The following is a 24,073-nucleotide window of genomic DNA, read 5'->3' on the forward strand; positions in this document are numbered from 1 at the left end:
TTTCGCTTATCGTTTGTCAAAGTCTGACGCGATTATACGCAAAACCGCGCCGCTTGCATGAGTACGGCGAGTGCCCGGACCTAAACCGGCTATCTGCATCAGGCGTTGCGGCGGTCAAACTCATCAAAGTAATTGACGATGCCGCTGGCAATTGCAGAGGCAATTTTCTGGCGAAACGCCGTCGTGCCGAGTAATTGCTCTTCGCGCGGATTGGTAATAAAGGAAGTCTCAACCAGCACGGAGGGGATCGACGGTGACTTGAGTACCGCAAAGGCCGCCTGCTCGGTGTGCTGGCTATGAAGATGATGCACCGGTCGGATCTGGTCCAGCACGTGCTTGCCCAGTGTCAGGCTGTTCTTGATGGTGTCAGTCTGCACCAGGTCGAACAGGATCTGCTGCAGATAGTGATCCTGCTGCTGCGCTTTCACGCCGCCCAGTTTGTCTGCATCGTTCTCCCGCTGTGACAGGTAACGCGCCATGGAGCTGCTGGCCCCACGATTAGAGAGCGCAAATACGGAGGCGCCACTGGCGTCGGGGCTGGTAAAGCCGTCGGCATGAATCGACATAAAGAGATCGGCGCCGTGCTGATGCGCGATCTCGACGCGCTGATAGAGCGGGATAAAATGGTCGCTGTCGCGGGTCAGGCGCACTTCAATGCGCGGATGGCTCTGGAGCTGGCGCTGCACGTTGCCAGCGATCTCCAGCACGATGTGTTTCTCTTCTGAACCCTCTTCGCCAACAGCACCGGAGTCGATGCCACCGTGGCCAGGATCGATCATGACGATGCGTTTGCCGTTTTTCGCTGGTGGAGCCGGGCGCGTATGAGGATTTGCTCCGGTCAGGGTTTTTTCTTTAGCCTGAACCGCACGCGGCGTTAAAATGGCTAGCGCCAGCCCGGAAAGCAGTAACTGACGACGATGAATCAAACGTTTAAGCAGGTGCATGTGGGGGTCCGGTAACAGGAATCTTGCCGGTGTTATAGCCTAAGCCTCTGCTGCCTGCGATCACAGAACCATTTCAGGGCATTACTTTGTATTGCAGGTCGCGAACAGGAAATTTGCGCTTTTTTATTTGTCCCTCGCCATGGAGGGTTGCGTGCAGCAGAGAATGCGTGATAATCAGCAAATTGTGCTTATTTGCAGGTAAAGAAGATGGAAATCCGCGCCTTCCGCCAGGAAGATTTTGAAGAAGTGATCACCTTATGGGAACGTTGCGATTTGTTACGGCCATGGAACGATCCGGAGCTGGATATCGAACGCAAAATGAATCACGACCCCGATCTCTTTCTGGTCGCTGAAGTGGGCGGTGTCGTCGTTGGCACGCTGATGGGCGGTTACGATGGTCACCGTGGCGCGGCGTATTACCTGGCGGTGCATCCTGACTATCAGGGACGCGGCTTCGCGAATGCGCTGATGAACCGTCTGGAGAAAAAGCTGATCGCGCGAGGCTGTCCGAAACTGCATCTGATGATTCGTGAAGAGAACGATCAGGTGGTGGCGTTTTATGAGAAGCTCGATTATGAGCCGGTTGATGCGCTGCTGTTTGGTAAGCGTCTGATTGAAGATCGTGAATACTAATCCGTTGCCTGGCTATCAGCCGGACGAATACGACGCGAAAGGGCAGCTACGGCTGCCGTTTCTTTTTTGGCTAATCCTGTTGCTTCAGGCCCGAACCTGGCTGCTGCTGGCGATGGCTGGCGCGTCACGTCAACAGGGCAACGGTCTGCTGGCGCTGTTCTATCCGGATCGTCAGGCGTTCTGGATCGGACTGGCACTGGGTTTACCCGCGCTGGCGGGCCTGCTGCTGACCGGTTATCGCACGCGCCTGCCGCGACTCTGGCAGCACTGGCGCAGCGTACTGGCGCTGTCGCTGTTGGTGAATCTCCTCTGGCAGGGCTGGCAGTTTGTGCAGGGTGATCTGCTCAGCTCACCGCTGCCCTTGTTGCTGACGCTGTTCGACCTGCTGGCGTTGATCTGGCTGCAGTTTAATCGCCGCTGCCGCGACTGCTTTCTGCCCGAACACCATCTCAACTAAACTTTTTGTCGCTTTGCGACTCCAATCATTTCCGCCTTTCCGGCATCGTATTTACAGGAGTTCTCATAAAACTGTTCGTTCCACGCTACTGATCGCCGCCGTTGCACTGAGCGGCTGTGCCAGTTCGGGTTCCGGCGCTGACAGCAGCCAGCAGGCAAGCTGGTGGAATCCGCTGACGTATCACTGGTCTTCTGCGCTGCCATGGAACTGGTTTGGTTCCACGCTGACCGCGACTGAACAGGGCGTGGGTGGGTTAACCGCCTCGACCGCCATGAAAGAGGACGCGATCAGTGCCGGACTGAACGGTGACTATTCGCTGCGACAGGGCATGCGTAGCGAGAATGGTCAGGTGATTTCATTCTGGCAGGCGCTGAATGATGGAAAAGTTAAGCTGGTGATTTACGGAGAGTCGCAGGTCGATCGTATCGAGGTCATGGACAGCGCGATCGCCAGCAGCGACGGCAGCAAAGTGGGTGATGCCTTCAGTAATAAGTTCAGCAAAGCCTTCGACAACTGCACCTTAGCCAGCGGCCCCGACGCGCGTGACGTGGCGTGCCGTGCGCCAGGCACTCAGCATCTGACTTATGTCTATCATGGCGACTGGCACGGGCCGGAAGGATTGATGCCTTCTGACGATACCCTGAAAAACTGGAAAATCAGCAAGATTGTCTGGCAGCGTTAAGCCTGCCTTATCAGCGCGCCGCCCCCTGGCGGCCGCTGAACAGCTCAGAACCCCTGCCAGCCCACGCTGCACGCGGTTCCCTCTCCCCATCGGCTTTTGCTGATTTGTGCATAAACTCTGCCGCCGTCTTATGCTTTTTTCGACTTTGAAATCATTAAACGATATATAAAACCGTTACTGGTTTTCACTGAGTTATAAATAAACTGATGCATCAGCGGGTGAGATCCGCATCAAACTTTTTCAGGGTGCCAAATGACATTACAAGCGATGAAAAAAATCGTGAGCGGTATCGCGTTGTCGCTGAGCCTTGCTGGCGCAGCCAACGCCACTGAACTTCTTAATAGCTCTTACGATGTGTCGCGGGAGCTGTTTGTTGCCCTGAATGCTCCGTTTGTTAAACAGTGGGATGCCACACATCCAGGCGATCCGCTCACTATCAAGATGTCACATGCCGGTTCATCAAAACAGGCGCTGGCTATCCTGCAGGGACTGCGCGCGGATGTGGTGACCTACAATCAGGTGACGGATGTGCAGGTGCTGCACGATAAAGGCAACCTGATTGCCGCAGACTGGAAAAGCCGTCTGCCGAACAACAGCTCACCTTTCTACTCCACCATGGCGTTTCTGGTGCGCAAAGGAAATCCAAAGCAGATTCACGACTGGTCAGATTTGACCCGCAGCGATGTAAAGCTGATTTTCCCGAATCCGAAAACGTCCGGTAATGGCCGCTACACCTATCTGGCCGCCTGGGGCGCAGCGGACAAAGCCGATGGCGGCGATCAGGCCAAAACGCAGGCCTTTATGACGCAGTTCCTGAAAAACGTGGAAGTGTTTGATACCGGTGGTCGTGGCGCGACGACGACTTTTGCTGAGCGCGGTCTGGGCGACGTCCTGATTAGCTTTGAGTCGGAAGTGAATAACATCCGTAACCAGTACGGCAAAGATGAATATGAAGTCGTGGTGCCGAAAACCAATATTCTGGCGGAGTTTCCGGTGGCGTGGGTGGATAAGAACGTCGCCACCAACAAAACCGCAGATGCGGCCAGCGCATACCTGAACTATCTCTACACCCCAGAAGCGCAGAATATTATTACGCACTACTACTATCGCGTGAATAATCCACAGCTGATGGCAGCGCAGAAAGATCGCTTCCCGCAGACCAGCCTGTTCCGGGTGGAAGATGCCTTTGGTGGCTGGGACAAAGTAATGAAGACGCACTTTGCCAGCGGTGGTGAGCTCGATAAATTGTTAGCGGCGGGGCGCGGATAATGTTTGCAGCCAGCCATAAACGCGTATTGCCCGGCTTTGGTCTCAGCCTTGGCACCAGCCTGCTCTTTACCTGCCTGATTCTGCTGCTGCCGATCAGCGCGGTGATCATGCAGCTGTCGCAGATGACGCTGCAGCAGTACTGGGATGTGGTGACTAACCCGCAGCTGATTGCCGCCTATAAAGTGACGCTGCTCTCTGCCGGTGTTGCGTCACTGTTTAATGCCGTGTTCGGCATGCTGATGGCGTGGATTCTGACCCGTTATCGCTTCCCGGGCCGTGCACTGCTGGACGGTCTGATGGATCTGCCCTTTGCACTGCCTACCGCCGTAGCGGGTCTCACCCTGGCCGGACTCTTTTCGGTCAACGGCTGGTACGGACAGTGGTTCGCCCATTTCGACATCAAAATTTCCTACACATGGATTGGTATCGCCATTGCCATGGCCTTTACCAGCATTCCGTTTGTGGTACGAACCGTACAGCCGGTGCTGGAAGAGTTAGGCCCGGAGTATGAAGAGGCCGCCGAAACCCTGGGTGCCACACCGTGGCAGAGCTTCCGCCGCGTGGTGCTGCCAGAGGTAGCCCCTGCGCTGCTGGCCGGTACGGCACTCTCCTTTACGCGCAGCCTGGGTGAGTTTGGTGCGGTGATTTTCATTGCCGGTAACATCGCCTGGAAAACCGAGGTGACCTCCCTGATGATTTTTGTCCGGCTGCAGGAGTTCGACTATCCGGCGGCCAGCGCCATCGCCTCGGTGATCCTGACGGCCTCGCTGATTCTGTTATTCGCCATTAACACATTACAGAGCCGCTTTGGCCGTCGTCTGGGAGGTCACTAATGGCTGAGGTTTCACAACTTAATCACGCGGCGCGTCAGCCGGTGAACTGGGGCAAGTGGCTGCTGATTGGTACTGGCGTACTGATTTCTGTTCTGCTGCTGGTGGTGCCGATGGCCTCCATCTTCTGGGAGGCGCTCAATCAGGGCCTGATCGTGGCGCTCAGCAATCTGGCCGACCCGGACATGCTGCACGCTATCTGGCTGACTGTCATGGTGGCACTGATTACCGTTCCGGTTAACCTGGTATTCGGCACGCTGCTTGCCTGGCTGGTCACGCGCTTTACCTTTCCGGGACGTCAGCTGCTGCTGACCCTGTTCGATATTCCTTTTGCCGTGTCGCCGGTTGTCGCCGGTCTGATGTACCTGCTGTTCTGGGGCGTGAATGGTCCGGCAGGCGGCTGGCTGGATGCGCATAACATCCAGATTATGTTTGCCTGGCCGGGTATGGTGCTGGCGACGGTGTTTGTGACCTGTCCGTTTGTGGTCCGCGAACTGGTTCCGGTGATGCTGAGTCAGGGCAGTCATGAAGATGAAGCGGCGGTGTTGTTAGGCGCCTCTGGCTGGCAGATGTTCCGTCGTGTGACGCTGCCGAACATACGCTGGGCGCTGCTGTACGGCATCGTGCTGACCAACGCCCGTGCGATTGGTGAATTTGGTGCGGTCTCGGTGGTCTCGGGATCGATTCGCGGTGAGACCTATACGTTACCGCTTCAGGTTGAATTATTGCATCAGGACTACAACACCGTTGGCGCGTTCACCGCAGCCGCACTGTTAACCCTGATGGCAATTGTGACGCTGTTTCTGAAAAGCATTGTGCAGTGGCGTTTAGAGCAACAGCACAAACGCCTGCAACAGGAGGGAAATCATGAGCATTGAGATTAACAAGATCAACAAGTCCTTTGGTCGCACCTCGGTGCTGAACGATATCTCTCTGGATATTGCCTCGGGTGAAATGGTGGCGCTGCTTGGCCCATCAGGCTCGGGTAAAACCACGCTGCTGCGTATTATCGCCGGGCTGGAGCATCAGAACAGCGGTCAGATCCGTTTTCATGGCAACGATGTCAGCCGCCTGCATGCGCGCGACCGTCAGGTCGGTTTTGTGTTTCAGCACTATGCGCTGTTCCGTCATATGACGGTGTTCGACAACATCGCCTTTGGCCTGACCGTCCTGCCGCGTCGTGAACGTCCTTCAACGGCGGAGATCAAACAACGTGTCACCCGTTTGCTGGAGATGGTGCAGCTGGCCCATCTGGCGAATCGCTTCCCGGCACAGCTGTCGGGCGGCCAGAAACAGCGTGTGGCCCTGGCGCGTGCATTAGCGGTTGAACCACAGATTCTGCTGCTGGATGAACCCTTTGGCGCGCTGGATGCTCAGGTACGTAAAGAGCTGCGCCGCTGGCTGCGTCAGCTGCATGAAGAGATTAAATTCACCAGTGTGTTTGTGACCCATGATCAGGAAGAGGCGATGGAAGTCGCCGATCGCGTGGTGGTGATGAGCCAGGGCAACATCGAACAGGTCGGCACGCCAGATGATGTGTGGCGCGATCCGGCAACCCGCTTTGTGCTGGAGTTCCTGGGTGAAGTGAATCGCTTTGATGGCGAAATTCAGGGATCGCAGTTCCACGTGGGCGCGCATCACTGGCCGCTGGGCTATACCTCGGCACATCAGGGCGCCGTGGAGCTGTTCCTGCGTCCGTGGGAAATCGACGTGTCGCGCCGCAGCAGCCTGGAAACCCCGTTGCCGGTGCAGGTGCTGGAAGTGAGCCCGCGTGGCCACTTCTGGCAGCTGGTGGTGCAGCCTGCTGGCTGGCAGAGCGAGCCGTTCTCGCTGGTGTTTGAAGGTGATCAGACGGCCCCGATTCGTGGCGAGCGTCTCTTCGTAGGCCTGCAGCAGGCGCGCCTCTATAAAGGTGACACACCGTTGCGCCCGGTTGCCTTTGCACAAAGCGCCTGATATTTTCTCATCAACAACGGGCGGGAGTGTGACTCCCGCCTTTTTTTCGCCTCTCGTTTGTAACAGGCCAGGAAGCAGACCGTGACGACTCTTGAAAATACCATCGGCAATACCCCGCTGATTAAGTTGCAGCGCCTGACGCCTGCCAACGGCAGTGAGGTCTGGCTCAAACTGGAAGGTAATAATCCGGCGGGTTCGGTAAAAGATCGCGCAGCCTGGTCGATGATCAATCAGGCAGAGCTGCGAGGTGACATTTCACCCGGCGATCAGCTGATTGAAGCCACCAGCGGCAATACCGGCATTGCACTGGCGATGATCGCAGCGATGAAAGGCTATCGTCTTCGCCTGCTGATGCCAGACAACATGAGTCAGGAGCGGCAGGATGCGATGCGTGCCTACGGCGCGGAGTTGATTCTGGTGCCGCGAGAGCAGGGCATGGAAGGCGCACGCGATCTGGCGCAGGCAATGGCCGCGCGTGGTGAAGGGCGGGTGCTGGATCAGTTCAATAATCCTGATAACCCGCTGGGCCATTATCAGACGACCGGGCCAGAGTTGTGGCAGCAGTCGAATCAGCGCATGACCCATTTTGTCTCCAGCATGGGCACGACCGGCACCATCACCGGCGTAGGGCGTTACCTGAAAGAGAACAACACGGGCGTGAAGGTGATCGGTTTACAGCCGAGTGAAGGCAGCAGCATTCCGGGCATTCGCCGCTGGCCACTGGCCTATCTGCCGGGCATCTACCGTCCCGATCTGGTGGATGATGTGATGGATATGGCGCAGAAAGAAGCGGAAGAAACGATGCGGGCGCTGGCACGCCGTGAAGGTATTTTTTGTGGCGTCAGTTCAGGCGGCGCGGTTGCGGGGGCGCTGCGCATTGCGCAGGCTAATCCGGGCAGCGTGGTGGTGGCGATCGCCTGCGATCGCGGCGATCGCTATCTCTCTACCGGACTCTATCATCAGTAATCTTTGCTGATGCGGGAACCCAGCCTGTGCGCAGCGTTTGCTGCCCACAGGCTTTTTTTTTAACAGTATTTCACGCGCCAGATAGACTGAATCTGTAAGGATCGCGTAAATCAGGCTGCACGAACGCCCGGTACAGGACAAAATAGCGCCAATTCTGTCGAGAGATAAACATGAAAATTTTGCTTGTTGATGATGACGTTGAATTAGGCACGATGCTAAGCCAGTACCTGATCGCCGAGGGGTTCGATGCGCAGCTGGTTCTGACCGGCAGCGCCGGCATTCAGGGCGCGCTATCAGGTGAGTTCACCGCCATGATTCTGGACATTATGCTGCCCGACATGAGCGGTATTGATGTACTGCGGCAGGTACGCCAGAACAGCCGGATTCCGGTGATTATGCTGACCGCCAAAGGCGATAACATTGATCGGGTGATCGGTCTGGAGATGGGTGCAGATGACTATATGCCAAAGCCCTGCTATCCCCGGGAACTGGTGGCCCGCCTGCGCGCCGTATTGCGTCGTTTCGAAGAGCAGGTTCCGCAACCTGATGCCAGAGAGCCGCTGCGCTGGGGCGAGCTGACGCTGAATCCGGCTACCCGCATGAGTGAATGGCAGGGGCGAGCCTTCGATCTGACGGCATCGGAATTTAACCTGCTGGATTTACTGCTGCGCGCCCCGGATCGGGTGGTGTCGAAAGATGAGCTCTCTGAGAAGGGGCTGGGTCGTCCGCGTGAAGCCTATGACCGCAGTGTCGATGTGCATATCAGCAATATCCGTCAGAAGCTCAGTGCATTAACTGCTGACAGCATCAACATTGAAACCGTTCGCAGCATCGGTTACCGCATTCGATGAAACAGAGTTACCGTGGACGCATGTTCTGGAAGATTTTTATCGGCTTCTGGATTGTTTTTGTCATCATGAGTCAGCTTATCTGGCTGGGTTTTACGCTCTCCGGTAAACGTCACGAACCGCCTGAAATTGTGGCTATCCGGCGCATTGTCGATCTGCAGATGACCTCTGCTGCATCGGTGCTGGCGCGCAGCGGGCCCGACGCGCTGAATGCGATGCTGTCGGACTGGGATAACAGCGATCGACAGTTTTTCCATGTGACGCAGCAGGCAAAATCGCCACAATCACAAAACAGCGGCAATCTGGATTATGTGGGGCGTCTTCCTGAAGAGGTGGTGCGCTGGGTTCAGGGTGCTGATGGCAAAGACTATCAGCTGCGTTACGACCTGGATGGCATGCGCAAAGACAGCATGCATAATCTGATGCCACGCAAATTTCTGAATATTCCTGAGCCGATTTTCATCTTTGCCGGTTCGGTGGGATTGCTGTTCAGCCTGTTGCTGGCCTGGAATCTGACGCGGCCTATGCGTCAGCTGTGTGAGGGATTTTCCCGCGTCGCCGAGGGTGATTTACGTGTGCGGCTATTCCCGATCATGCGAAAGCGCCACGACGAGATCTCAAACGTTGCAGAAGCCTTTGATGCCATGGTCGAGCGGCTGGACACCCTGGTGCGCGCCCGTGAAGAGCTACTGCACGATATCTCGCATGAGCTTCGTTCACCGCTGGCACGACTTCAGCTGGCTACCGGACTGGCCAGACAGACGCCAGAGAGCGTAAACAGTTCGCTTGATCGCATTGATGAAGAGGCGCGTCGGCTGGACAAGATGATTGGCGAACTGCTGACGCTGTCGCGGGCCGAGCATGAAAGCATTCCGGATGAGCAATATTTTGACCTGACTGGTTTACTGGAGGCAGTTCTTACTGATGTCCGTTATGAAGCGCAGATTCCCGGTGTGCAGGTTGAGCTGCATGTCGATGCCGAGGCTGATTACACCGTGCGAGGCAATGCCGAGCTGATACGGCGCGGCGTAGAGAACGTGTTACGTAACGCGCTGCGTTTCTCTCTGCCAGGACAGCGGATTGAGGTGCATTTGCGCGCAGAAGCGCAGTGGCTGGCGATTCAGGTGTGCGATCAGGGGCCGGGTGTCGACGAGGATAAACTCTCCAGCATCTTTGACCCGTTTGTGCGGGTAAATTCGCCGCTGATGGGTAAAGGGTATGGTCTGGGTCTGGCTATCGTGCGCAAGGTCGTACTGGCGCATCATGGTGAGGTTGATGCCCGGAACCGGCCAGAAGGTGGACTTGAACTGACGCTGCGTCTGCCACACTGGCAGCCCTGAACAGGTGTATTGCAGAAACGATAACGGCACCCGCAGGTGCCGTTATGATATCAACGCATACTTACTTTCTGATGCGAATCACCGGCGTTTCGCCGACGGTGACCTGGCCAGACAGCTTAATCAATTCCTTGATTTCATCCATGTTGGAGATAACAACCGGTGTCAGGGTTGATTTCGCTTTCTCTTCCAGCAACGGCAGATCGAACTCGATAACCACATCGCCTTTTTTGACCTTCTGGCCTTCTTCAGCGATGCGTTTGAAGCCTTCACCTTTCAGTTCTACCGTATCGATACCGAAGTGGACAAACAGCTCAATGCCGTTGTCTGATTCGATCGAAAAAGCGTGATTGGTTTCAAAAATCTTACCGATAGTGCCATCAACAGGCGCAACCATTTTGTTGCCGCTGGGTTTGATAGCAATACCGTCGCCCACGATTTTCTCTGCAAACACCACATCTGGTACGTCTTCAATATTCACGATTTCGCCTGACAGAGGCGCTACGATGTCAATTGTCCCAGCGCTATCCGTTTTTTCGCCAAAAAGTTTAGAAAACAAACCCATGATCTTCTCCTAAGCAGTAATTTGGGGCCAGCATCATGCAGATTAGCAGAGCGTTTTTTCCTTAATAAACTTGTTTACCAGGTTCATCAGGTCTTCCGCTGTCGGTTGAGCCAGTGCCTGCTCTGCCAATGCCTTCGCATCTTCAAAATTAGTATTACGAATGATTTTCTTGATGCCAGGGATAGAAATGGCACTCATGCTGAACTCGTCCAGCCCCATTCCCAGTAACAGTAGTGTAGCACGTTCATCACCTGCCAGCTCACCACACATGCCGGTCCATTTACCTTCAGCGTGAGATGCATCAATGACTTGCTTGATTAAGTTAAGCACAGACGGCGTCATTGGGTTGTACAGGTGCGAGATCAAATCATTACCACGATCAACCGCCAGAGTATACTGCGTCAGATCGTTTGTCCCAATACTGAAGAAGTCGACTTCTTTCGCCAGATGATGCGCAATCACGGCTGAAGCAGGGGTTTCCACCATGATGCCGACTTCGATGCTTTCATCAAAGGCTTTACCTTCTTCGCGCAACTGCGCTTTCAGCAGTTCCAGTTCCGCTTTCAGACTGCGTACTTCTTCAACCGAAATGATCATCGGGAACATGATGCGCAGTTTACCGAAGGAGGACGCGCGCAGGATAGCACGCAGCTGCGCATGCAGAATCTCTTTGCGATCCATAGCGATGCGGATAGCACGCCAGCCGAGGAACGGGTTCTCCTCTTTCGGCAGGTTCATGTAAGGCAGATCTTTGTCACCGCCGATGTCCATGGTACGAACGATAACGGCCTGTGAACCCATCGCTTCAGCAACGGCTTTGTACGCCTGGAACTGCTCTTCTTCGCTTGGCAGAGAGTCACGGTCCATGAACAGGAATTCGGTACGATAAAGACCAACGCCTTCAGCGCCATTGCGCTCAGCACCGGCGATATCGCGCACGGTACCGATGTTGGCGCAGACTTCAACCTGGTGACCATCCAGCGTGACGGCTGGCAGATCTTTCAGCTTGGCTAATTCGTGTTTTTCCGACAGATACTGATTCTGTACGGCTTTCAGCTCTTCCTGAATCGCTTCAGAAGGATTGACGTGAATCGCATTGTTAACGCCATCCAGGATCAGGAAATCGCCGTTTTTAACCGTGACGGTCACATTGCCGGTGCCGACAATGGCTGGGATCTCCAGCGAGCGCGCCATGATTGAAGTGTGTGAGGTACGGCCACCCAGATCGGTGATAAAGCCCAGCACCTTTTTCAGGTTCAGCTGTGCGGTTTCTGACGGCGTTAAATCTTTTGCCACCAGAATGGATTCGTCCGGAATAGCGCTCAGGTCAACAATGTGCAGACCGAGGATGTTTTGCAGCAGACGTTTACCGATGTCACGTACGTCAGCCGCACGCTCTTTCAGGTATTCGTCATCTAACTCTTCCAGAGCTTTCGCCTGGCCATCAATAACAGAGTAGGCAGCAGCATCGGCAGAAGCGTGATCTTTTTTAATCAGATCGATGATTTCCTGCTCCAGCTCTTCATCTTCCAGCAACATGATGTGGCCTTCGAAGATGGCTGCTTTCTCTTCACCGAGGGTTTCACCCGCTTTGACGCGAATCGCTTCCAGTTGTAATGCCGCTTTGCTACGGCCATCAAGGAAGCGTTGTACTTCCTGCTCAACCTGATCATCAGAAATTTTCTTGCGGTTGATGACGATCTCGTCTTCTTTCAGCAGCAGTGCTTTGCCGAAAGCGATACCTGGTGATGCTAAAATGCCTGAAATCATAACGCTACCTTTTAATCACGATGGCTGATGGGACTCTATGCGGTGCCATTGTCGCGGGACACGTACTCTACGAAAGCAATAACGCGGACAGGTTGTCCGCGATCAAGATGTTTGCACTCAATGGCGCAGAGGAGTCGATTGGCTGGAGAGCTGAGCGGAGATTACTCCAGTTCAGCCATCAGTTTGACCAGATGCTCAACTGCTTTCTGCTCATCTTCGCCTTCTGCAGAAAGCGTCACAACCGTTCCCTGGGTTAAACCCAATGTCTGCAGCTTGAACAGGCTTTTCGCGCTTGCTGATTTACCGTTAGAGGTCACGGTAATTTCTGACTGGAAAGCTTTGGCTTCTTTTACGAATTGCGCAGCTGGGCGAGTATGCAGACCGTTTGGTGCAGTAATGGTAACTTCTTGCTGGAACATTCTATTTCCCCAACGTTATCAGGATGAGTGTTATGGATCTAAAGTCTAGCCTGGAGCCTTCACTTTAGCCTGTGTAGGTGCGCGGGTATAGCATCATGCTGACCAAAGACGCGCAGGCGTCAAATCTACATTCCGTTGCTTCTCAAAACCGATTCTACACGTCACCGGTTAATTATGCCGTGATTCGCCGTTTCACTGAATCCGTAAATCGATTCAGCTTGATCCACTTCAAAGGCGGATTAATTTCAGGCATCGAAATAATTGGCAGTCTGAATACCAGATCGGCGTCACTGAAATCAATCTGCCGGGTTATGAAAGTGAGATCTGCACCACAAAAAAGCACCCAGGCGGGTGCTTTTTTCTCCATTTTCAGACTATCTGCCGCTGCTACTGCAGCTCTTTTTCTGTGAAGAGATCGGCAAACAAAGCCGTACTCAGATAGCGTTCGCCGGAGGAGGGGAGAATGACCACAATATTTTTATTCGCGAAGGTTTCGTCTTCCTGCAGCTTCAGCGCGGCGGCGACGGCAGCACCGGATGAGATACCGGCCAGAATGCCTTCCTCTTCCATAAGCTTACGCGCTGTGCTGATCGCTTCATCATTGGTGATCGCCACTACGCGGTCCACCAGATTCAGCTCAAGGTTGCCCGGAATAAAGCCTGCGCCGATACCCTGAATTTTGTGTGGACCAGGCTTGATCTCTTCACCCGCCAGCGCCTGAGCAATTACCGGTGAATCCGTTGGCTCAACGGCGACGGTTATCAGGTCTTTCTTGCCTTTGGTGTTTTTGATATAGCGGCTCACCCCGGTCAGCGTACCGCCGGTGCCGACACCTGCGATAAAGACATCCACTTCGCCATCTGTGTCTTCCCAGATTTCCGGGCCGGTGGTCTTCTCATGGATTTCCGGGTTAGCCGGGTTGCTGAACTGCTGCAGCAGGACATATCGGTCCGGATCGCTGGCGACAATCTCTTCCGCTTTGCTGATGGCGCCTTTCATGCCTTTAGCACCTTCGGTCAGCACCAGCTTAGCACCCAGCGCTTTCAGCAATTTACGACGTTCCACTGACATGGTTTCTGGCATCGTCAGGGTTAATTTGTAGCCGCGCGCTGCGGCAACATAGGCCAGCGCAATACCGGTGTTACCGCTGGTCGGTTCAACCAGTTCAACACCGGGCTTCAGAATACCGCGTTTTTCTGCGTCCCAAATCATATTGGCACCGATACGGCATTTTACGCTGAAGCTCGGGTTACGGGATTCAACTTTCGCAAGGATGCGGCCGTTACCGATGCGGTTCAGTCGAACCAATGGCGTATGACCAATTGTCAAAGAGTTGTCTTCATAGATCTTACTCATAGCCTGTCCTTAACTGTATGAATTATTGGGAACGCTATGAGCATACCTGTTCTGCCTGGGGGCGGAAGGAAAGAAATCGTATATCTATATTTCGCCCGGCAATAAGCCCTGCTAAAAAGAGCATAAGGCGTGCGGGTGTGACTAGCGCACCTCACTGCGGGCCAGTTGCGGCCGGTAACGGTCAACCCACATGGCGGTGGCACCACAAACGGCAACCGGCATAATCACCAGATTAAGAATCGGAATCATGGTGAACAGGCTGGTTAGCGCGCCAAACTGCATGTTGGCCGTTTTGTGCCGGCGCAGGGCGTTTCGCATTTGCTGAAAAGGCACTTTGTGGTTGTCGAACGGGTAGTCGCAATACTGAATGGATAACATCCAGGCACTGAACAGGAACCACAGCACGGGCGCCACCGTCTGACCAAATCCTGGAATAAAGTAGAGCAGCAACAGTCCCAGCGCGCGGGGCAGGTAATAGCCCAGTTTTTGCATCTCGCGCTTCATAATGCGCGGCACATCTTTAATCATTCCCGCCCAGCCACTGTCGGGCAGGGGCTTACCGGTCAGGCGGCCTTCGAGCTGTTCGGCCAGCAGGCCGCAGAATGGAGCAGCAATCAGGTTTGCCAGCGTTGAGAAGAAATAGCTGAAAACCAGTACAATCGCAATCACCGACAGTGGCCACAACAGATAACTCAGCCACTGCAGCCAGTCGGGAATATGGGTCATCAGGCGTGGAATCCAGTCGCCGAGGCGATAGAACAGCCAGACGAATGCGCCGCCCAGCATAATGATGTTGATCAGCAGTGGCATCACCACAAAGCGGCGAATGCCAGGCAGACGGACCAGTTTCCAGCCCTGGCTAAAGTAGTGCATGCCATTAAAATTTGAGACGGAATTCTCAAGGGCCATAAAGCCAATTCTCCTGAAGGTGTTAAGGCGCGCTCACTATAACCTGGCTTTTTCTCCAGGCCAGGTGCCGTTTGGGTAAAAAAACAGCGAAAAAGCGTGGGTTGCCTATCTTATTTGTCAGAAAATACTGCACAGACTTGCACTTGTGTAGCAGGGCAAATACAGTTAGAGGATAAAGTTTGCCGCGGTGGCAAGGTATTGGAACAACAGAGAATACAATGATGCAGGATTTGCGTCTGATATTAATCGTTGTTGGCGCGATCGCCATTATAGCGCTCCTTCTTCACGGGCTGTGGACCAGCCGTAAAGAGCGTTCGTCAGTGTTCCGTGATCGCCCGCACAAACGTCTAAAACAACGTGATGACCATGATGAGCAGGACCTGATTGACGACGAAGATGACGGCGTCGGCGAGGTTCGTGTTCGTTCTGAGCGCAACGTCCATCAGGAACCGCGTTTCGATGAGATCCGCGAACCACAGCCAGAAGCGCCGCGTAAGCAAGCGCCCGCTGAGCCTGTGCGTCAGCCTGCGCCACGACCCGCACCGCAACCCGAACCTGACAGCGATCCGCTGTTCACTACGGCACCGAAGCCTGCTCCACAGCCGCGCCCTGAACCGGTGCGTCAGCAGCCAGCGCAGACTTTCGTCGCGCCGCCTGTTCAGGCCGACCCGTTGCTGGATCTGGATCCGCTGGAGTCTGTGCAGCCTGCGCCGCAGTACCAGGCTGAACCTGAGCCACAACCGCAGCCTGAGGTGTCAGCGCCTCCTGCGCCTGAACAACCCGCGGCTAAAGCGCCAGCAGAAAAACCGAAAGAAGCCGTACTGGTGCTGCATGTTGCTGCCCATTCGGGCGGCGAACTGAACGGTGAAGCGTTGCTGCAGGGTATTCTGCAGGCGGGCTTCCAGTTTGGTGAAATGAATATTTTCCATCGTCATCTTAGTCCGGCAGGCAGTGGTCCGGTGCTGTTCAGTCTGGCTAACATGGTCAAGCCAGGTTCGTTCAATCCTGACATGATGACCGATTTCAGCACGCCTGGTATCTCCATCTTTATGATGGTGCCCTCTTATGGCGATGCGAATCAGAACTTCAAGCTGATGCTGCAGTCTGCACAGCGTATCGCTGATGATGTTGGTGGCGTGGTGCTGGACGATGAGCGTCGCATGATGACGCCACAGAAGCTGGAAACTTACAAAGCGCGTATCCGCGATGTGGTTGGCGTCTGACACCTGCGCTAAACGCTATCTGAATTGTTAAAACAAACCCCCGCCTGTCGGGGGTTTTTTATCTGATGGGGCTTTATGAAATCCGTCCAGGATCACATCACCGAACTGCGCACCACGCTGCGCCATCACGAATATCTCTACCACGTCATGGATGCGCCGGAAGTGCCGGATGCTGAATACGATCGCCTGATGCGTGAACTGCGTCAGCTGGAAGAGGAACATCCCGATCTCATTACACCGGATTCGCCCACCCAGCGTGTGGGTGCTGCGCCGCTGACGGTATTTGAGCAGGTTCGCCATGAAGTGCCGATGCTGTCGCTGGACAACGCGTTTGATGAAGCCACATTTATGGCTTTCAATAAGCGGGTACAGGATCGGCTGAAAAACAGTGAGGACATTACTTACTGCTGTGAACTCAAGCTCGATGGCGCTGCGGTCAGCCTGATGTATGAAAATGGCCTGCTGGTTCAGGCCGCGACGCGCGGTGACGGCACGACCGGTGAGAACATTACCGCCAACGTCCGGACCATTCGCGCTATCCCGCTGCGGCTGAAGGGCGACAACATCCCGGCCCGGCTGGAAGTGCGCGGCGAGGTGTTTATGACGCAGCGCGGCTTCGAGAAGCTTAATGAAGAAGCGCGTCGGACAGACGGCAAAGTTTTTGCTAACCCGCGTAATGCAGCAGCAGGTTCCCTGCGTCAGCTTGATCCACGCATTACCGCCAAACGTCCGCTGACGTTTTTCTGCTACGGTTTTGGCCTGCTGGAAGGCGGTGAGATGCCACACAGCCACATGGCGCGCCTGCAACAGTTTAAAGCCTGGGGCCTGCCGGTCAGCGACCGCATTAAGCGGGTGCATAATGCGGAGGAAGCCCTGGCGTTCTATCGGGAAATTGAGCAACAACGTCCGAACCTGGGTTTTGATATCGATGGTGTCGTAATCAAAGTCGATTCACAGGCGCTGCAGGAGCAGCTGGGCTTTGTGGCACGAGCGCCGCGCTGGGCGATTGCTTTTAAGTTCCCGGCACAGGAACAGCTGACCTGGGTGCGCGACGTCGAATTTCAGGTTGGCCGCACAGGCGCTATCACGCCAGTAGCTCGCCTGGAGCCGGTGCAGGTCGCAGGCGTTATCGTCAGCAATGCCACACTGCATAATGCAGACGAAATCGAACGGCTGGGTTTACGCATCGGTGATCGAGTTGTGATTCGCCGCGCCGGCGATGTGATTCCGCAGGTCGTCAACGTGGTTATCGCGGAGCGACCTGAAGAGACGCGAGAGGTGGTATTTCCTGCCCATTGTCCGGTCTGCGGTTCTGAGGTTGAACGGGTTGAAGGCGAATCAGTCACGCGCTGCACCGGCGGCTTGATCTGCGGCGCACAGCGCAAAGAGGCACTGAAGCATTTTGTCTCACGTCGGGCGCTGGATGTGGATGGCATGGGCGATAAGATTATCGACCAGCTGGTGGAGAAAGAGTACGTGAGTACGCCAGCCGATCTGTTCCGTCTCACGGCGGGCAAGCTGACCGGACTGGATCGCATGGGGCCGAAATCAGCGCAAAACGTTGTAGATGCGCTGGAGAAAGCGAAGTCGACCACGCTGGCACGCTTCCTCTATGCGCTGGGCATTCGTGAAGTGGGTGAAGCTACCGCCGCTAATCTGGCTAACCATTTTGGTGAGCTGCAGAAGGTGATGGATGCCGATCTTGAGGCGCTCATTGCGGTACCGGATGTGGGCAAAGTTGTTGCCACACACGTTCGCAACTTCATGGAAGAGGAGAGCAACCGTGAAGTTATCCGTCAGCTGACCGAAGAGATCGGCATTCACTGGCCGCAGGTGGTGGTAGTGAAAGCCGAAGAGATCGACAGTCCGTTCGCGGGGAAAACGGTGGTGCTGACCGGCTCGCTGTCGCAGATGAACCGTGATGATGCCAAAGCGCAGCTCGTCGCGCTCGGCGCAAAAGTCAGCGGCAGCGTATCGAAGAAAACCGATCTGCTGATTGCCGGAGAAGCTGCCGGTTCCAAACTGGCGAAAGCACAGGAACTGGGCATAGAGGTGATTGATGAAGCGGAAATGATTCGCCTGCTGGGGGCCTGAGATGGATGAACACCAGCTGGTGGCGATAGCCAATACGCCGATGCCGTTTGGGAAATATAAAGGGCGGATGCTGATCGATCTGCCTGAGCCTTATCTGCTGTGGTTTGCCCGCAGTGGCGACTTCCCGTCGGGGCTGTTGGGGGATTTGATGCAGTTGACTCTGACAATAAAAATTGAAGGTCTGGAGGGATTAGTTAAACCGCTCCAGACCCGCAAGTAACTGTGCCCGCGCAGGCGGGCACCTGTTCTACTTCTGTGACTCCATCACCGAATCTTTAACCTTCAGCGTCTGCTGTTGCTGTTTCTCATTGGTCTTCTTGTAACGGCCGGCAATAAACGAGCAGACCATCAGCTGAACCTGATGGAAAATCATCAGCGGCAGCACGATAATCCCCACGGTGCTGGCCGGGAACAGAATATTCGCCATGGGCACCCCGTTCGCCAGACTCTTCTTCGAGCCACAAAACAGCACCACAATCTCGTCGGCACGTTTAAAGCGGAACAGGCGCGAGGCCAGCAGGTTGATAATCAGCACGGCGGTCAGCAGGATGATTGAACCTGCCACAATCCACAGCAGCGTAGTCAAGCCAACGCGATGCCAGATGCCATTCACCACGGCTTCACTGAAGGCGGAATAAACGACCAGCAAAATCGAGGTCTGGTCAGTTTTGCCAATCAGGCTGCGATGTTTCTCAACCCAGCCACCGATCCAGCGACGAGAGAGGTGGCCCAGAATGAATGGCACCATGAGTTGCAGCATAATTTTACCGATCTGCTCCAGACCGTCGCTGGGCGCGCTGCTGTGAATATCCATCACCAGGTTCACCAGCAACGGCGAAATAAATACACCCAGCAGGCTTGATGCCGAGGCGCTGCACACCGCTGCTGCAACGTTACCGCCTGCCATAGAGGTAAACGCGATAGCGGACTGAACGGTGGCTGGCAGGATACAGAGGTAGATAAAGCCGGTATAAATTTCCGGACCGACATCAACCGGATGCCACCAGACCAGCAGCAGACCCAGCGCGGGAAACAACACAAAGGTGCTGAACATAATCCACAGATGCAGCTGCCAGTGGCTGCTGCCTGCGATGATTTTTTCACGCGAAAGTTTGGCACCGTGCATAAAGAATAACAGTGCTATCGCTGCCGTCGCGAGGTAGCTGAAGACATCGACGTAGATCCCTTTCGCTGGCAGGAACGACGCCAGCAGCACGGTGATGATGAGTTTGACCATCATCGGATCGAGTTTTAAAAAGCCCATTGTTAAAATCCGGTAAATTTTTCAATAGCGCGATTGTGCGTGAATTGGTTTTAGAAATAAAATTGATTTATTGAATTAATCTATGAGCATAATCGATGAATTATACCCTGCGTCAGCTTCGGACTTTTATTGCAGTGGCACACTACGGTGGTTTCAGTCAGGCGGGGCAGGCGATAGGTCTGAGTCAGTCGGCAGTCAGCCACAGTATTAAAGAGCTGGAAGCGGAAACCGGCGTCCGGCTGCTGGATCGCACCACGCGTGAGGTGATGCTGACCGAGGCAGGCAAGCAGCTGGCGTCACGGATGGAGCGCCTGCTGGAGGAGATTCATACGACGCTGCTGGATATCCGCAGTTTTGGGGAGCAGCGCAGTGGCACCGTCAGAGTGGCAGCCAGCCAGACCATCTCTGCGCATCTTATGCCGCAATGTCTGGCTGCCAGTCAGCAGCACTTTCCCGATATCAAAGTGATACTGCACGATCGCGCTCAGCAGTGGGTGCTGCAAAGTGTGCGTAACGCCGAGGTCGACTTCGGGATTGTGATTGGGCCGCTCAGCGACAGTGATTTTGATAGCATCGCGATTCTGGATGAGCCTTTCCTGCTGTTGTGCCGCGATGATGATCCGCTGGCGCAGGTGGAAAGGGCTGAATGGTCGATGCTGGATGGTCGCACCATGGTGCTGCAGGATTACGCGTCCGGCAGTCGGGTACTGATTGATGCGGCGATGCAGCAGCAGAACATCAGGGCGCAAGTGGTGCAGGAAATTGGCCATCCCGCTACGCTGTTTCCGATGGTAGAAGTGGGGATCGGCATCAGTATTCTGCCCGCGCTGGCCTTACCGTTACCGGCCGATCGTGACCTTAGTGTGCGTCGTCTTTATCCGGAAATTAATCGCAGCCTGACGCTGATCAAACGTAAAAACCGCTCGCTGACGCCTGCTGCCGAAGCGATCTGGCAGGAGGTGCGCCAGCAGGCAGCGCTGCTGGCGCAACAACGCGAAGCCAGCCCCGCGTTTTAGATATAGACGTCCACTTTATTGGTGTCGGTAGGGCGGTTAATGCCGTCTGCTTTGTTCGCACTGACAGGCGTGCTGTCACTTTTTGGCTGATCCTGCTCCGCCTGCTTCTGCTCCAGCTGCGCAATCTGTGCCTGCAGCATGGTGAGCTGTGACTGATACATCTGCTGCATTTCAGCTTTCTGTTCGTCAGTCAGCTCTTTGTTGTCGGCCAGCTCTTTGACCTGCGTTAAGACATTCTGAATCTGTTTATTCAGGGCTGCGACCTGAGAGGCAACACTGCCGCCGCTGTCACCGCTACTGACCGCACTGCTTAAAATTCCGGAAATTGAGGACATCATTTTCTCCCTGTAAGTCGTCACATACGTTATCGGCACGCTGTGAAACGACTTTAGCGCGGAGATTGTTAAGGTTTGGAAAAGAAGGGAGCTTATCTACAAGCCAATGTCTAAACAGCAGAAACGAAAAAAGCGCCTTACAGGCCTTCAGATTGTCGACAACGTCTGGACTGATGGCAGTGAGAGCGAGCCAGCGCAGGAAACAGGGTCAGTTCGGAAAGACGCTAAAACCGCCATCCATGGCTCGCTCGGCCCGCGCGATTACTTACCTCATCCCTGAGGTGCGCCCGTTGCCGGGCCAACGCTCTGCGTTGTTCAAAAACGCTCCCGGCGTTTTTGTCCATGGCGCGGGACGCTTTCCTCCTCTGACCCTGTTCCCTGCTAGTTGAGCTATTCATCGCTGCAAGATGCGCCCTGATTTGAGTTTGTCCGTAATCTGAATCGCCAGCGATTCAGTCGAACCTGCAGCAGGTTCTCATCCCGCACGGTCACGTCCGTGCCCCGGAAACGAAAAAAGCGCCCAAAAGGCGCTTTATTCTGAATTGGTGGGTCGTGCAGGATAGCCTCGGCCCATCGTGGGCCTCGCCCTCCGGGTGATGCTAACGCATCAGCCTGAATCGCCAGCGATTCAGTCGAACCTGCAGCAGGTTCTCATCCCGCACGGTCACGTCCGTGCCCCGGAAACGAAAAAAGCGCCTAAAAGGCGCTTTATTCTGAATTGGTGGGTCGTGCAGGATTCGAACCTGCGACCAATTGATTAAAAGTCAACTGCTCTACCAACTGAGCTAACGACCCGAAGTGGTGGGTGATGACGGGTTCGAACCGCCGACCCCCTCCTTGTAAGGGAGATGCTCTACCAACTGAGCTAATCACCCACTTCGTACTTCAGTACTGCTTTAACAGGTCAGATATGGTGGGTGATGACGGGTTCGAACCGCCGACCCCCTCCTTGTAAGGGAGATGCTCTACCAACTGAGCTAATCACCCATATCTTCATACCTGTTCACTGCGGGCCACGCTGTTAAGAGTGGTGGGTGATGACGGGTTCGAACCGCCGACCCCCTCCTTGTAAGGGAGATGCTCTACCAACTGAGCTAATCACCCCCGCTGTGTGGAGTCGCATTATAGGGATAGTTGATTTTGAGTCAACGCTTTTTAAAACATAAATGTGCGTTCGGTTTATTTTTAAACATCCTGTTGCGCTTTTAGCCAATGTGCTGGTTTTACTGGCAGAAAAGTCCCTTTTCCCGGGACGCAACCGGCGGGCATGCATTGAGGATTCACCGTCAGATGCTAGAATATGCCCACTGTTTTTCGCGTCTAACCTGTTTTTTGTCATCCAGACAAAGAACCCGCGCATCTAAGGCAATACTCAATGAAAATCAAAACACGCTTCGCGCCAAGCCCAACCGGCTATCTGCATGTCGGTGGCGCACGTACCGCACTTTACTCCTGGCTCTTTGCCCGTCACAACCAGGGCGAGTTCGTGCTGCGCATTGAAGATACCGATCTGGAGCGATCCACGCCGGAAGCTATTGAAGCCATCATGGATGGTATGAACTGGCTGAGCCTCGACTGGAATGAAGGCCCTTACTACCAGACTAAACGTTTTGATCGCTATAACGCGGTCATTGATGACATGCTGGAAGCCGGAACCGCTTATAAATGCTACTGCTCTAAAGAACGCCTGGAAGCGCTGCGCGAAGAACAGATGGCGAACAACGAAAAGCCGCGTTATGACGGCCACTGCCGTGACAGCCATGAACATCATGCCGATGATGAACCATGCGTGGTGCGTTTCCGCAATCCGCAGGAAGGTTCGGTCATCTTTGACGATCAGATTCGTGGACCGATCGAGTTCAGTAACCAGGAACTGGATGATCTGATCATCCGCCGCACCGATGGTTCGCCAACCTATAACTTCTGCGTTGTTGTCGATGACTGGGATATGGGTATCACCCATGTTATTCGTGGTGAAGACCACATCAATAACACACCACGTCAGATCAACATCCTCAAAGCGATTGGTGCGCAGGTTCCGGTCTACGCTCACGTCTCCATGATTCTGGGCGATGATGGCAAAAAACTCTCCAAGCGTCATGGCGCAGTAGGGGTGATGCAGTATCGTGATGACGGCTACCTGCCGGAAGCGCTGCTCAACTACCTGGTTCGTCTGGGCTGGTCACATGGCGATCAGGAAATTTTCAGCGTGGCTGAAATGGCTGAGCTGTTTACGCTGGATGCCGTCAGTAAGTCTGCCAGTGCGTTCAACACTGAGAAACTGCAGTGGCTGAACCACCACTATATCAATACGCTGCCGCCAGAATATGTGGCGACACATCTGCAGTGGCATATTGAAGAGCAGAAAATTGATACCCGCACCGGACCGGAACTGGCGAAGCTGGTGGGTCTGCTGGGCGAGCGTTGCAAAACGCTGAAGGAAATGGCTGCATCCTGCCGCTACTTTTACGAAGACTTCGCAGAGTTCGATGCCGATGCGGCGAAGAAACATCTTCGTCCGGTCGCGCGTCAGCCGCTGGAAGTGGTGCGTGACAAGCTGGCCGCCATCACTGAATGGACGGCGGAAAACGTGCATCAGGCGATTCAGAGCACCGCAGATGAGCTGGAAGTGGGTATGGGTAAAGTCGGCATGCCGCTGCGTGTGGCCGTGACCGGTGCCGGTCAGTCACCGGGTCTGGATGTCACCGTGGAGGCGATTGGCCGCAGCCGCAGCGTGGCCCGTATTGAGCAGGCCCTGGCCTTTATCAGTGAGCGCGAAGCGCAGGCGTAATGAACACAGCCGGAGGCGCTACGCTTCCGGTTTTCTTACTCTTCACCAATTCCCAGTCGCTCCAGCACGCCTTTAATCCCTTCACGTAAGATTAATGCAGTGAGTTGATCCTGTTCATCCTGGCTCATTTGCTGGATGGAACTTAACAATAACGCAGGTAATGAATTCGTTACTGCGCCATAGGTGGCTGTGGGTTCATTAAGGTTGCGGGTGGATTGAATAAAACTTTTTACGCGTTCATCAATATGAATAAGACGTGCCTTGCCGCCCTGAACTCCGGGCTTTGGCGTGGTTGTCCAGTTCTCCCGCTTGATCCACTTATTCACCGTTTGCCGACTGTAACCCGTTTCTGCAGCCAGCTCTTCGGGGGTAAGCCATTCCTTTTTCACGACACTGTCCCTGTTAAATA

The 24,073-nt window shown here is 54.7% G+C and carries 25 protein-coding genes, 4 tRNA genes and 1 other RNA gene; 16 read left to right on the forward strand and 14 right to left on the reverse strand.

Annotation, left to right across the window (positions count from 1 at the left end; all coding sequences use genetic code 11):
- Positions 1-98: 98 nt before the first annotated feature.
- The gene (amiA, locus tag IAI47_RS05365) at positions 99-944 is read right to left on the reverse strand and encodes an N-acetylmuramoyl-L-alanine amidase AmiA (RefSeq protein ID WP_008926534.1); all 846 of its coding nucleotides are present in this window, start codon (positions 942-944) and stop codon (positions 99-101) included.
- Between the two features lie 207 nt (positions 945-1,151).
- Here amiA and IAI47_RS05370 point away from each other — a divergent pair, with 207 nt between their 5' ends.
- From IAI47_RS05370 to IAI47_RS05415, 10 genes are all read left to right on the forward strand, one after another.
- Positions 1,152-1,577 (forward strand): GNAT family acetyltransferase, encoded by a 426-nt coding sequence (locus IAI47_RS05370; protein ID WP_003848834.1) that lies wholly within the window; start codon positions 1,152-1,154, stop codon positions 1,575-1,577.
- A complete protein-coding gene (locus tag IAI47_RS05375) occupies positions 1,567-2,034 on the forward strand; it encodes a DUF2919 family protein (protein ID WP_008926533.1) in 468 nt (155 codons plus the stop codon). The genes IAI47_RS05370 and IAI47_RS05375 overlap by 11 nt, the downstream gene beginning before the upstream one ends.
- A gap of 13 nt (positions 2,035-2,047) precedes the next feature.
- Positions 2,048-2,716, forward strand: a complete 669-nt coding sequence (locus IAI47_RS05380; RefSeq protein ID WP_255527148.1) for an RpoE-regulated lipoprotein — start codon at positions 2,048-2,050, stop codon at positions 2,714-2,716.
- A gap of 267 nt (positions 2,717-2,983) precedes the next feature.
- Positions 2,984-3,985, forward strand: coding sequence for a sulfate ABC transporter substrate-binding protein (locus tag IAI47_RS05385; protein WP_370581726.1), 1,002 nt, complete (start codon positions 2,984-2,986; stop codon positions 3,983-3,985).
- Positions 3,985-4,818: a sulfate/thiosulfate ABC transporter permease CysT gene (cysT, locus tag IAI47_RS05390; protein ID WP_003848842.1), complete on the forward strand. Its 834-nt coding sequence runs from the start codon at positions 3,985-3,987 to the stop codon at positions 4,816-4,818. The genes IAI47_RS05385 and cysT overlap by 1 nt, the downstream gene beginning before the upstream one ends.
- Complete coding sequence (gene cysW, locus IAI47_RS05395; RefSeq protein ID WP_008926532.1) at positions 4,818-5,693, forward strand: sulfate/thiosulfate ABC transporter permease CysW; 876 nt, start codon at positions 4,818-4,820, stop codon at positions 5,691-5,693. The genes cysT and cysW overlap by 1 nt, the downstream gene beginning before the upstream one ends.
- Positions 5,683-6,771, forward strand: a complete 1,089-nt coding sequence (cysA, locus tag IAI47_RS05400; protein ID WP_003848847.1) for a sulfate/thiosulfate ABC transporter ATP-binding protein CysA — start codon at positions 5,683-5,685, stop codon at positions 6,769-6,771. Before cysW ends, cysA begins: the two co-directional genes overlap by 11 nt.
- An 81-nt stretch (positions 6,772-6,852) precedes the next feature.
- The gene (gene cysM, locus IAI47_RS05405; RefSeq protein WP_003848848.1) at positions 6,853-7,737 is read left to right on the forward strand and encodes a cysteine synthase CysM; all 885 of its coding nucleotides are present in this window, start codon (positions 6,853-6,855) and stop codon (positions 7,735-7,737) included.
- 170 nt (positions 7,738-7,907) lie between these two features.
- Positions 7,908-8,588: a response regulator transcription factor gene (locus IAI47_RS05410; protein WP_003848852.1), complete on the forward strand. Its 681-nt coding sequence runs from the start codon at positions 7,908-7,910 to the stop codon at positions 8,586-8,588.
- On the forward strand, positions 8,585-9,925 hold the full coding sequence (locus IAI47_RS05415; protein WP_008926531.1) for an ATP-binding protein: 1,341 nt from the start codon (positions 8,585-8,587) through the stop codon (positions 9,923-9,925). Before IAI47_RS05410 ends, IAI47_RS05415 begins: the two co-directional genes overlap by 4 nt.
- A gap of 61 nt (positions 9,926-9,986) precedes the next feature.
- Here the strand turns inward: IAI47_RS05415 and crr are convergent, their stop codons facing one another.
- The 3 genes from crr to ptsH form a co-directional block, all read right to left on the reverse strand.
- Complete coding sequence (crr, locus tag IAI47_RS05420; protein ID WP_008926530.1) at positions 9,987-10,487, reverse strand: PTS glucose transporter subunit IIA; 501 nt, start codon at positions 10,485-10,487, stop codon at positions 9,987-9,989.
- Between the two features lie 42 nt (positions 10,488-10,529).
- Positions 10,530-12,257, reverse strand: coding sequence for a phosphoenolpyruvate-protein phosphotransferase PtsI (gene ptsI, locus IAI47_RS05425; protein ID WP_003848857.1), 1,728 nt, complete (start codon positions 12,255-12,257; stop codon positions 10,530-10,532).
- Between the two features lie 161 nt (positions 12,258-12,418).
- A complete protein-coding gene (gene ptsH / locus IAI47_RS05430) occupies positions 12,419-12,676 on the reverse strand; it encodes a phosphocarrier protein Hpr (RefSeq protein ID WP_003848868.1) in 258 nt (85 codons plus the stop codon).
- A gap of 95 nt (positions 12,677-12,771) precedes the next feature.
- Between ptsH and IAI47_RS05435 the strand changes: the two genes are divergently transcribed.
- Positions 12,772-13,086 (forward strand): hypothetical protein, encoded by a 315-nt coding sequence (locus tag IAI47_RS05435; protein WP_153574537.1) that lies wholly within the window; start codon positions 12,772-12,774, stop codon positions 13,084-13,086.
- Here the strand turns inward: IAI47_RS05435 and cysK are convergent.
- Together cysK and cysZ are read right to left on the reverse strand one after the other, a co-directional pair.
- Positions 13,064-14,032, reverse strand: coding sequence for a cysteine synthase A (cysK, locus tag IAI47_RS05440; RefSeq protein WP_003848872.1), 969 nt, complete (start codon positions 14,030-14,032; stop codon positions 13,064-13,066). The genes IAI47_RS05435 and cysK overlap by 23 nt on opposite strands.
- Before the next feature lie 141 nt (positions 14,033-14,173).
- Positions 14,174-14,941, reverse strand: coding sequence for a sulfate transporter CysZ (gene cysZ, locus IAI47_RS05445; protein ID WP_008926528.1), 768 nt, complete (start codon positions 14,939-14,941; stop codon positions 14,174-14,176).
- A 218-nt stretch (positions 14,942-15,159) separates the two neighbouring features.
- Here cysZ and zipA point away from each other — a divergent pair, with 218 nt between their 5' ends.
- From zipA to IAI47_RS05460, 3 genes are all read left to right on the forward strand, one after another.
- Positions 15,160-16,164, forward strand: a complete 1,005-nt coding sequence (zipA, locus tag IAI47_RS05450) for a cell division protein ZipA (protein WP_008926527.1) — start codon at positions 15,160-15,162, stop codon at positions 16,162-16,164.
- Positions 16,165-16,239: 75 nt separating this feature from the next.
- The gene (gene ligA / locus IAI47_RS05455) at positions 16,240-18,258 is read left to right on the forward strand and encodes an NAD-dependent DNA ligase LigA (RefSeq protein WP_003848876.1); all 2,019 of its coding nucleotides are present in this window, start codon (positions 16,240-16,242) and stop codon (positions 18,256-18,258) included.
- A 1-nt stretch (position 18,259) separates the two neighbouring features.
- Positions 18,260-18,478, forward strand: a complete 219-nt coding sequence (locus IAI47_RS05460; protein ID WP_003848878.1) for a DUF3820 family protein — start codon at positions 18,260-18,262, stop codon at positions 18,476-18,478.
- 27 nt (positions 18,479-18,505) lie between these two features.
- On the opposite strand, the gene IAI47_RS05465 is transcribed toward IAI47_RS05460, so the two are convergent.
- Complete coding sequence (locus IAI47_RS05465) at positions 18,506-19,522, reverse strand: bile acid:sodium symporter family protein (RefSeq protein WP_003848880.1); 1,017 nt, start codon at positions 19,520-19,522, stop codon at positions 18,506-18,508.
- Between the two features lie 95 nt (positions 19,523-19,617).
- On the opposite strand from IAI47_RS05465, the gene IAI47_RS05470 reads away from it, so the two are divergent.
- Entirely contained in the window at positions 19,618-20,538 is a 921-nt protein-coding gene (locus tag IAI47_RS05470) for a LysR family transcriptional regulator (protein WP_008926526.1), read from the forward strand.
- Here the strand turns inward: IAI47_RS05470 and IAI47_RS05475 are convergent.
- The 6 genes from IAI47_RS05475 to IAI47_RS05500 all read right to left on the reverse strand — a co-directional run bounded on the left by IAI47_RS05475 (position 20,535) and on the right by IAI47_RS05500 (position 21,977).
- On the reverse strand, positions 20,535-20,873 hold the full coding sequence (locus IAI47_RS05475) for a FlxA-like family protein (protein ID WP_008926525.1): 339 nt from the start codon (positions 20,871-20,873) through the stop codon (positions 20,535-20,537). The two genes, IAI47_RS05470 and IAI47_RS05475, sit on opposite strands and share 4 nt — an antisense overlap.
- A gap of 543 nt (positions 20,874-21,416) precedes the next feature.
- Positions 21,417-21,549: non-coding RNA, RtT sRNA (locus IAI47_RS05480), on the reverse strand.
- Positions 21,550-21,592: 43 nt separating this feature from the next.
- A tRNA-Lys gene (locus tag IAI47_RS05485) sits at positions 21,593-21,668 on the reverse strand.
- A 4-nt stretch (positions 21,669-21,672) separates the two neighbouring features.
- Positions 21,673-21,748 (reverse strand) — tRNA-Val (locus IAI47_RS05490).
- 36 nt (positions 21,749-21,784) lie between these two features.
- A tRNA-Val gene (locus IAI47_RS05495) sits at positions 21,785-21,860 on the reverse strand.
- A gap of 41 nt (positions 21,861-21,901) precedes the next feature.
- A tRNA-Val gene (locus IAI47_RS05500) sits at positions 21,902-21,977 on the reverse strand.
- A gap of 271 nt (positions 21,978-22,248) precedes the next feature.
- Here IAI47_RS05500 and gltX point away from each other — a divergent pair.
- Entirely contained in the window at positions 22,249-23,664 is a 1,416-nt protein-coding gene (gltX, locus tag IAI47_RS05505) for a glutamate--tRNA ligase (RefSeq protein WP_008926524.1), read from the forward strand.
- 35 nt (positions 23,665-23,699) lie between these two features.
- Here gltX and IAI47_RS05510 read toward each other — a convergent pair whose 3' ends face one another.
- The gene (locus tag IAI47_RS05510; protein ID WP_003848889.1) at positions 23,700-24,053 is read right to left on the reverse strand and encodes a YfeC-like transcriptional regulator; all 354 of its coding nucleotides are present in this window, start codon (positions 24,051-24,053) and stop codon (positions 23,700-23,702) included.
- Between the last annotated feature and the right edge of the window lie 20 nt (positions 24,054-24,073).

It is taken from the genome of Pantoea sp. MT58 (assembly GCF_014495885.1).
In the GTDB taxonomy this organism is placed as follows: domain Bacteria; phylum Pseudomonadota; class Gammaproteobacteria; order Enterobacterales; family Enterobacteriaceae; genus Pantoea; species Pantoea eucalypti.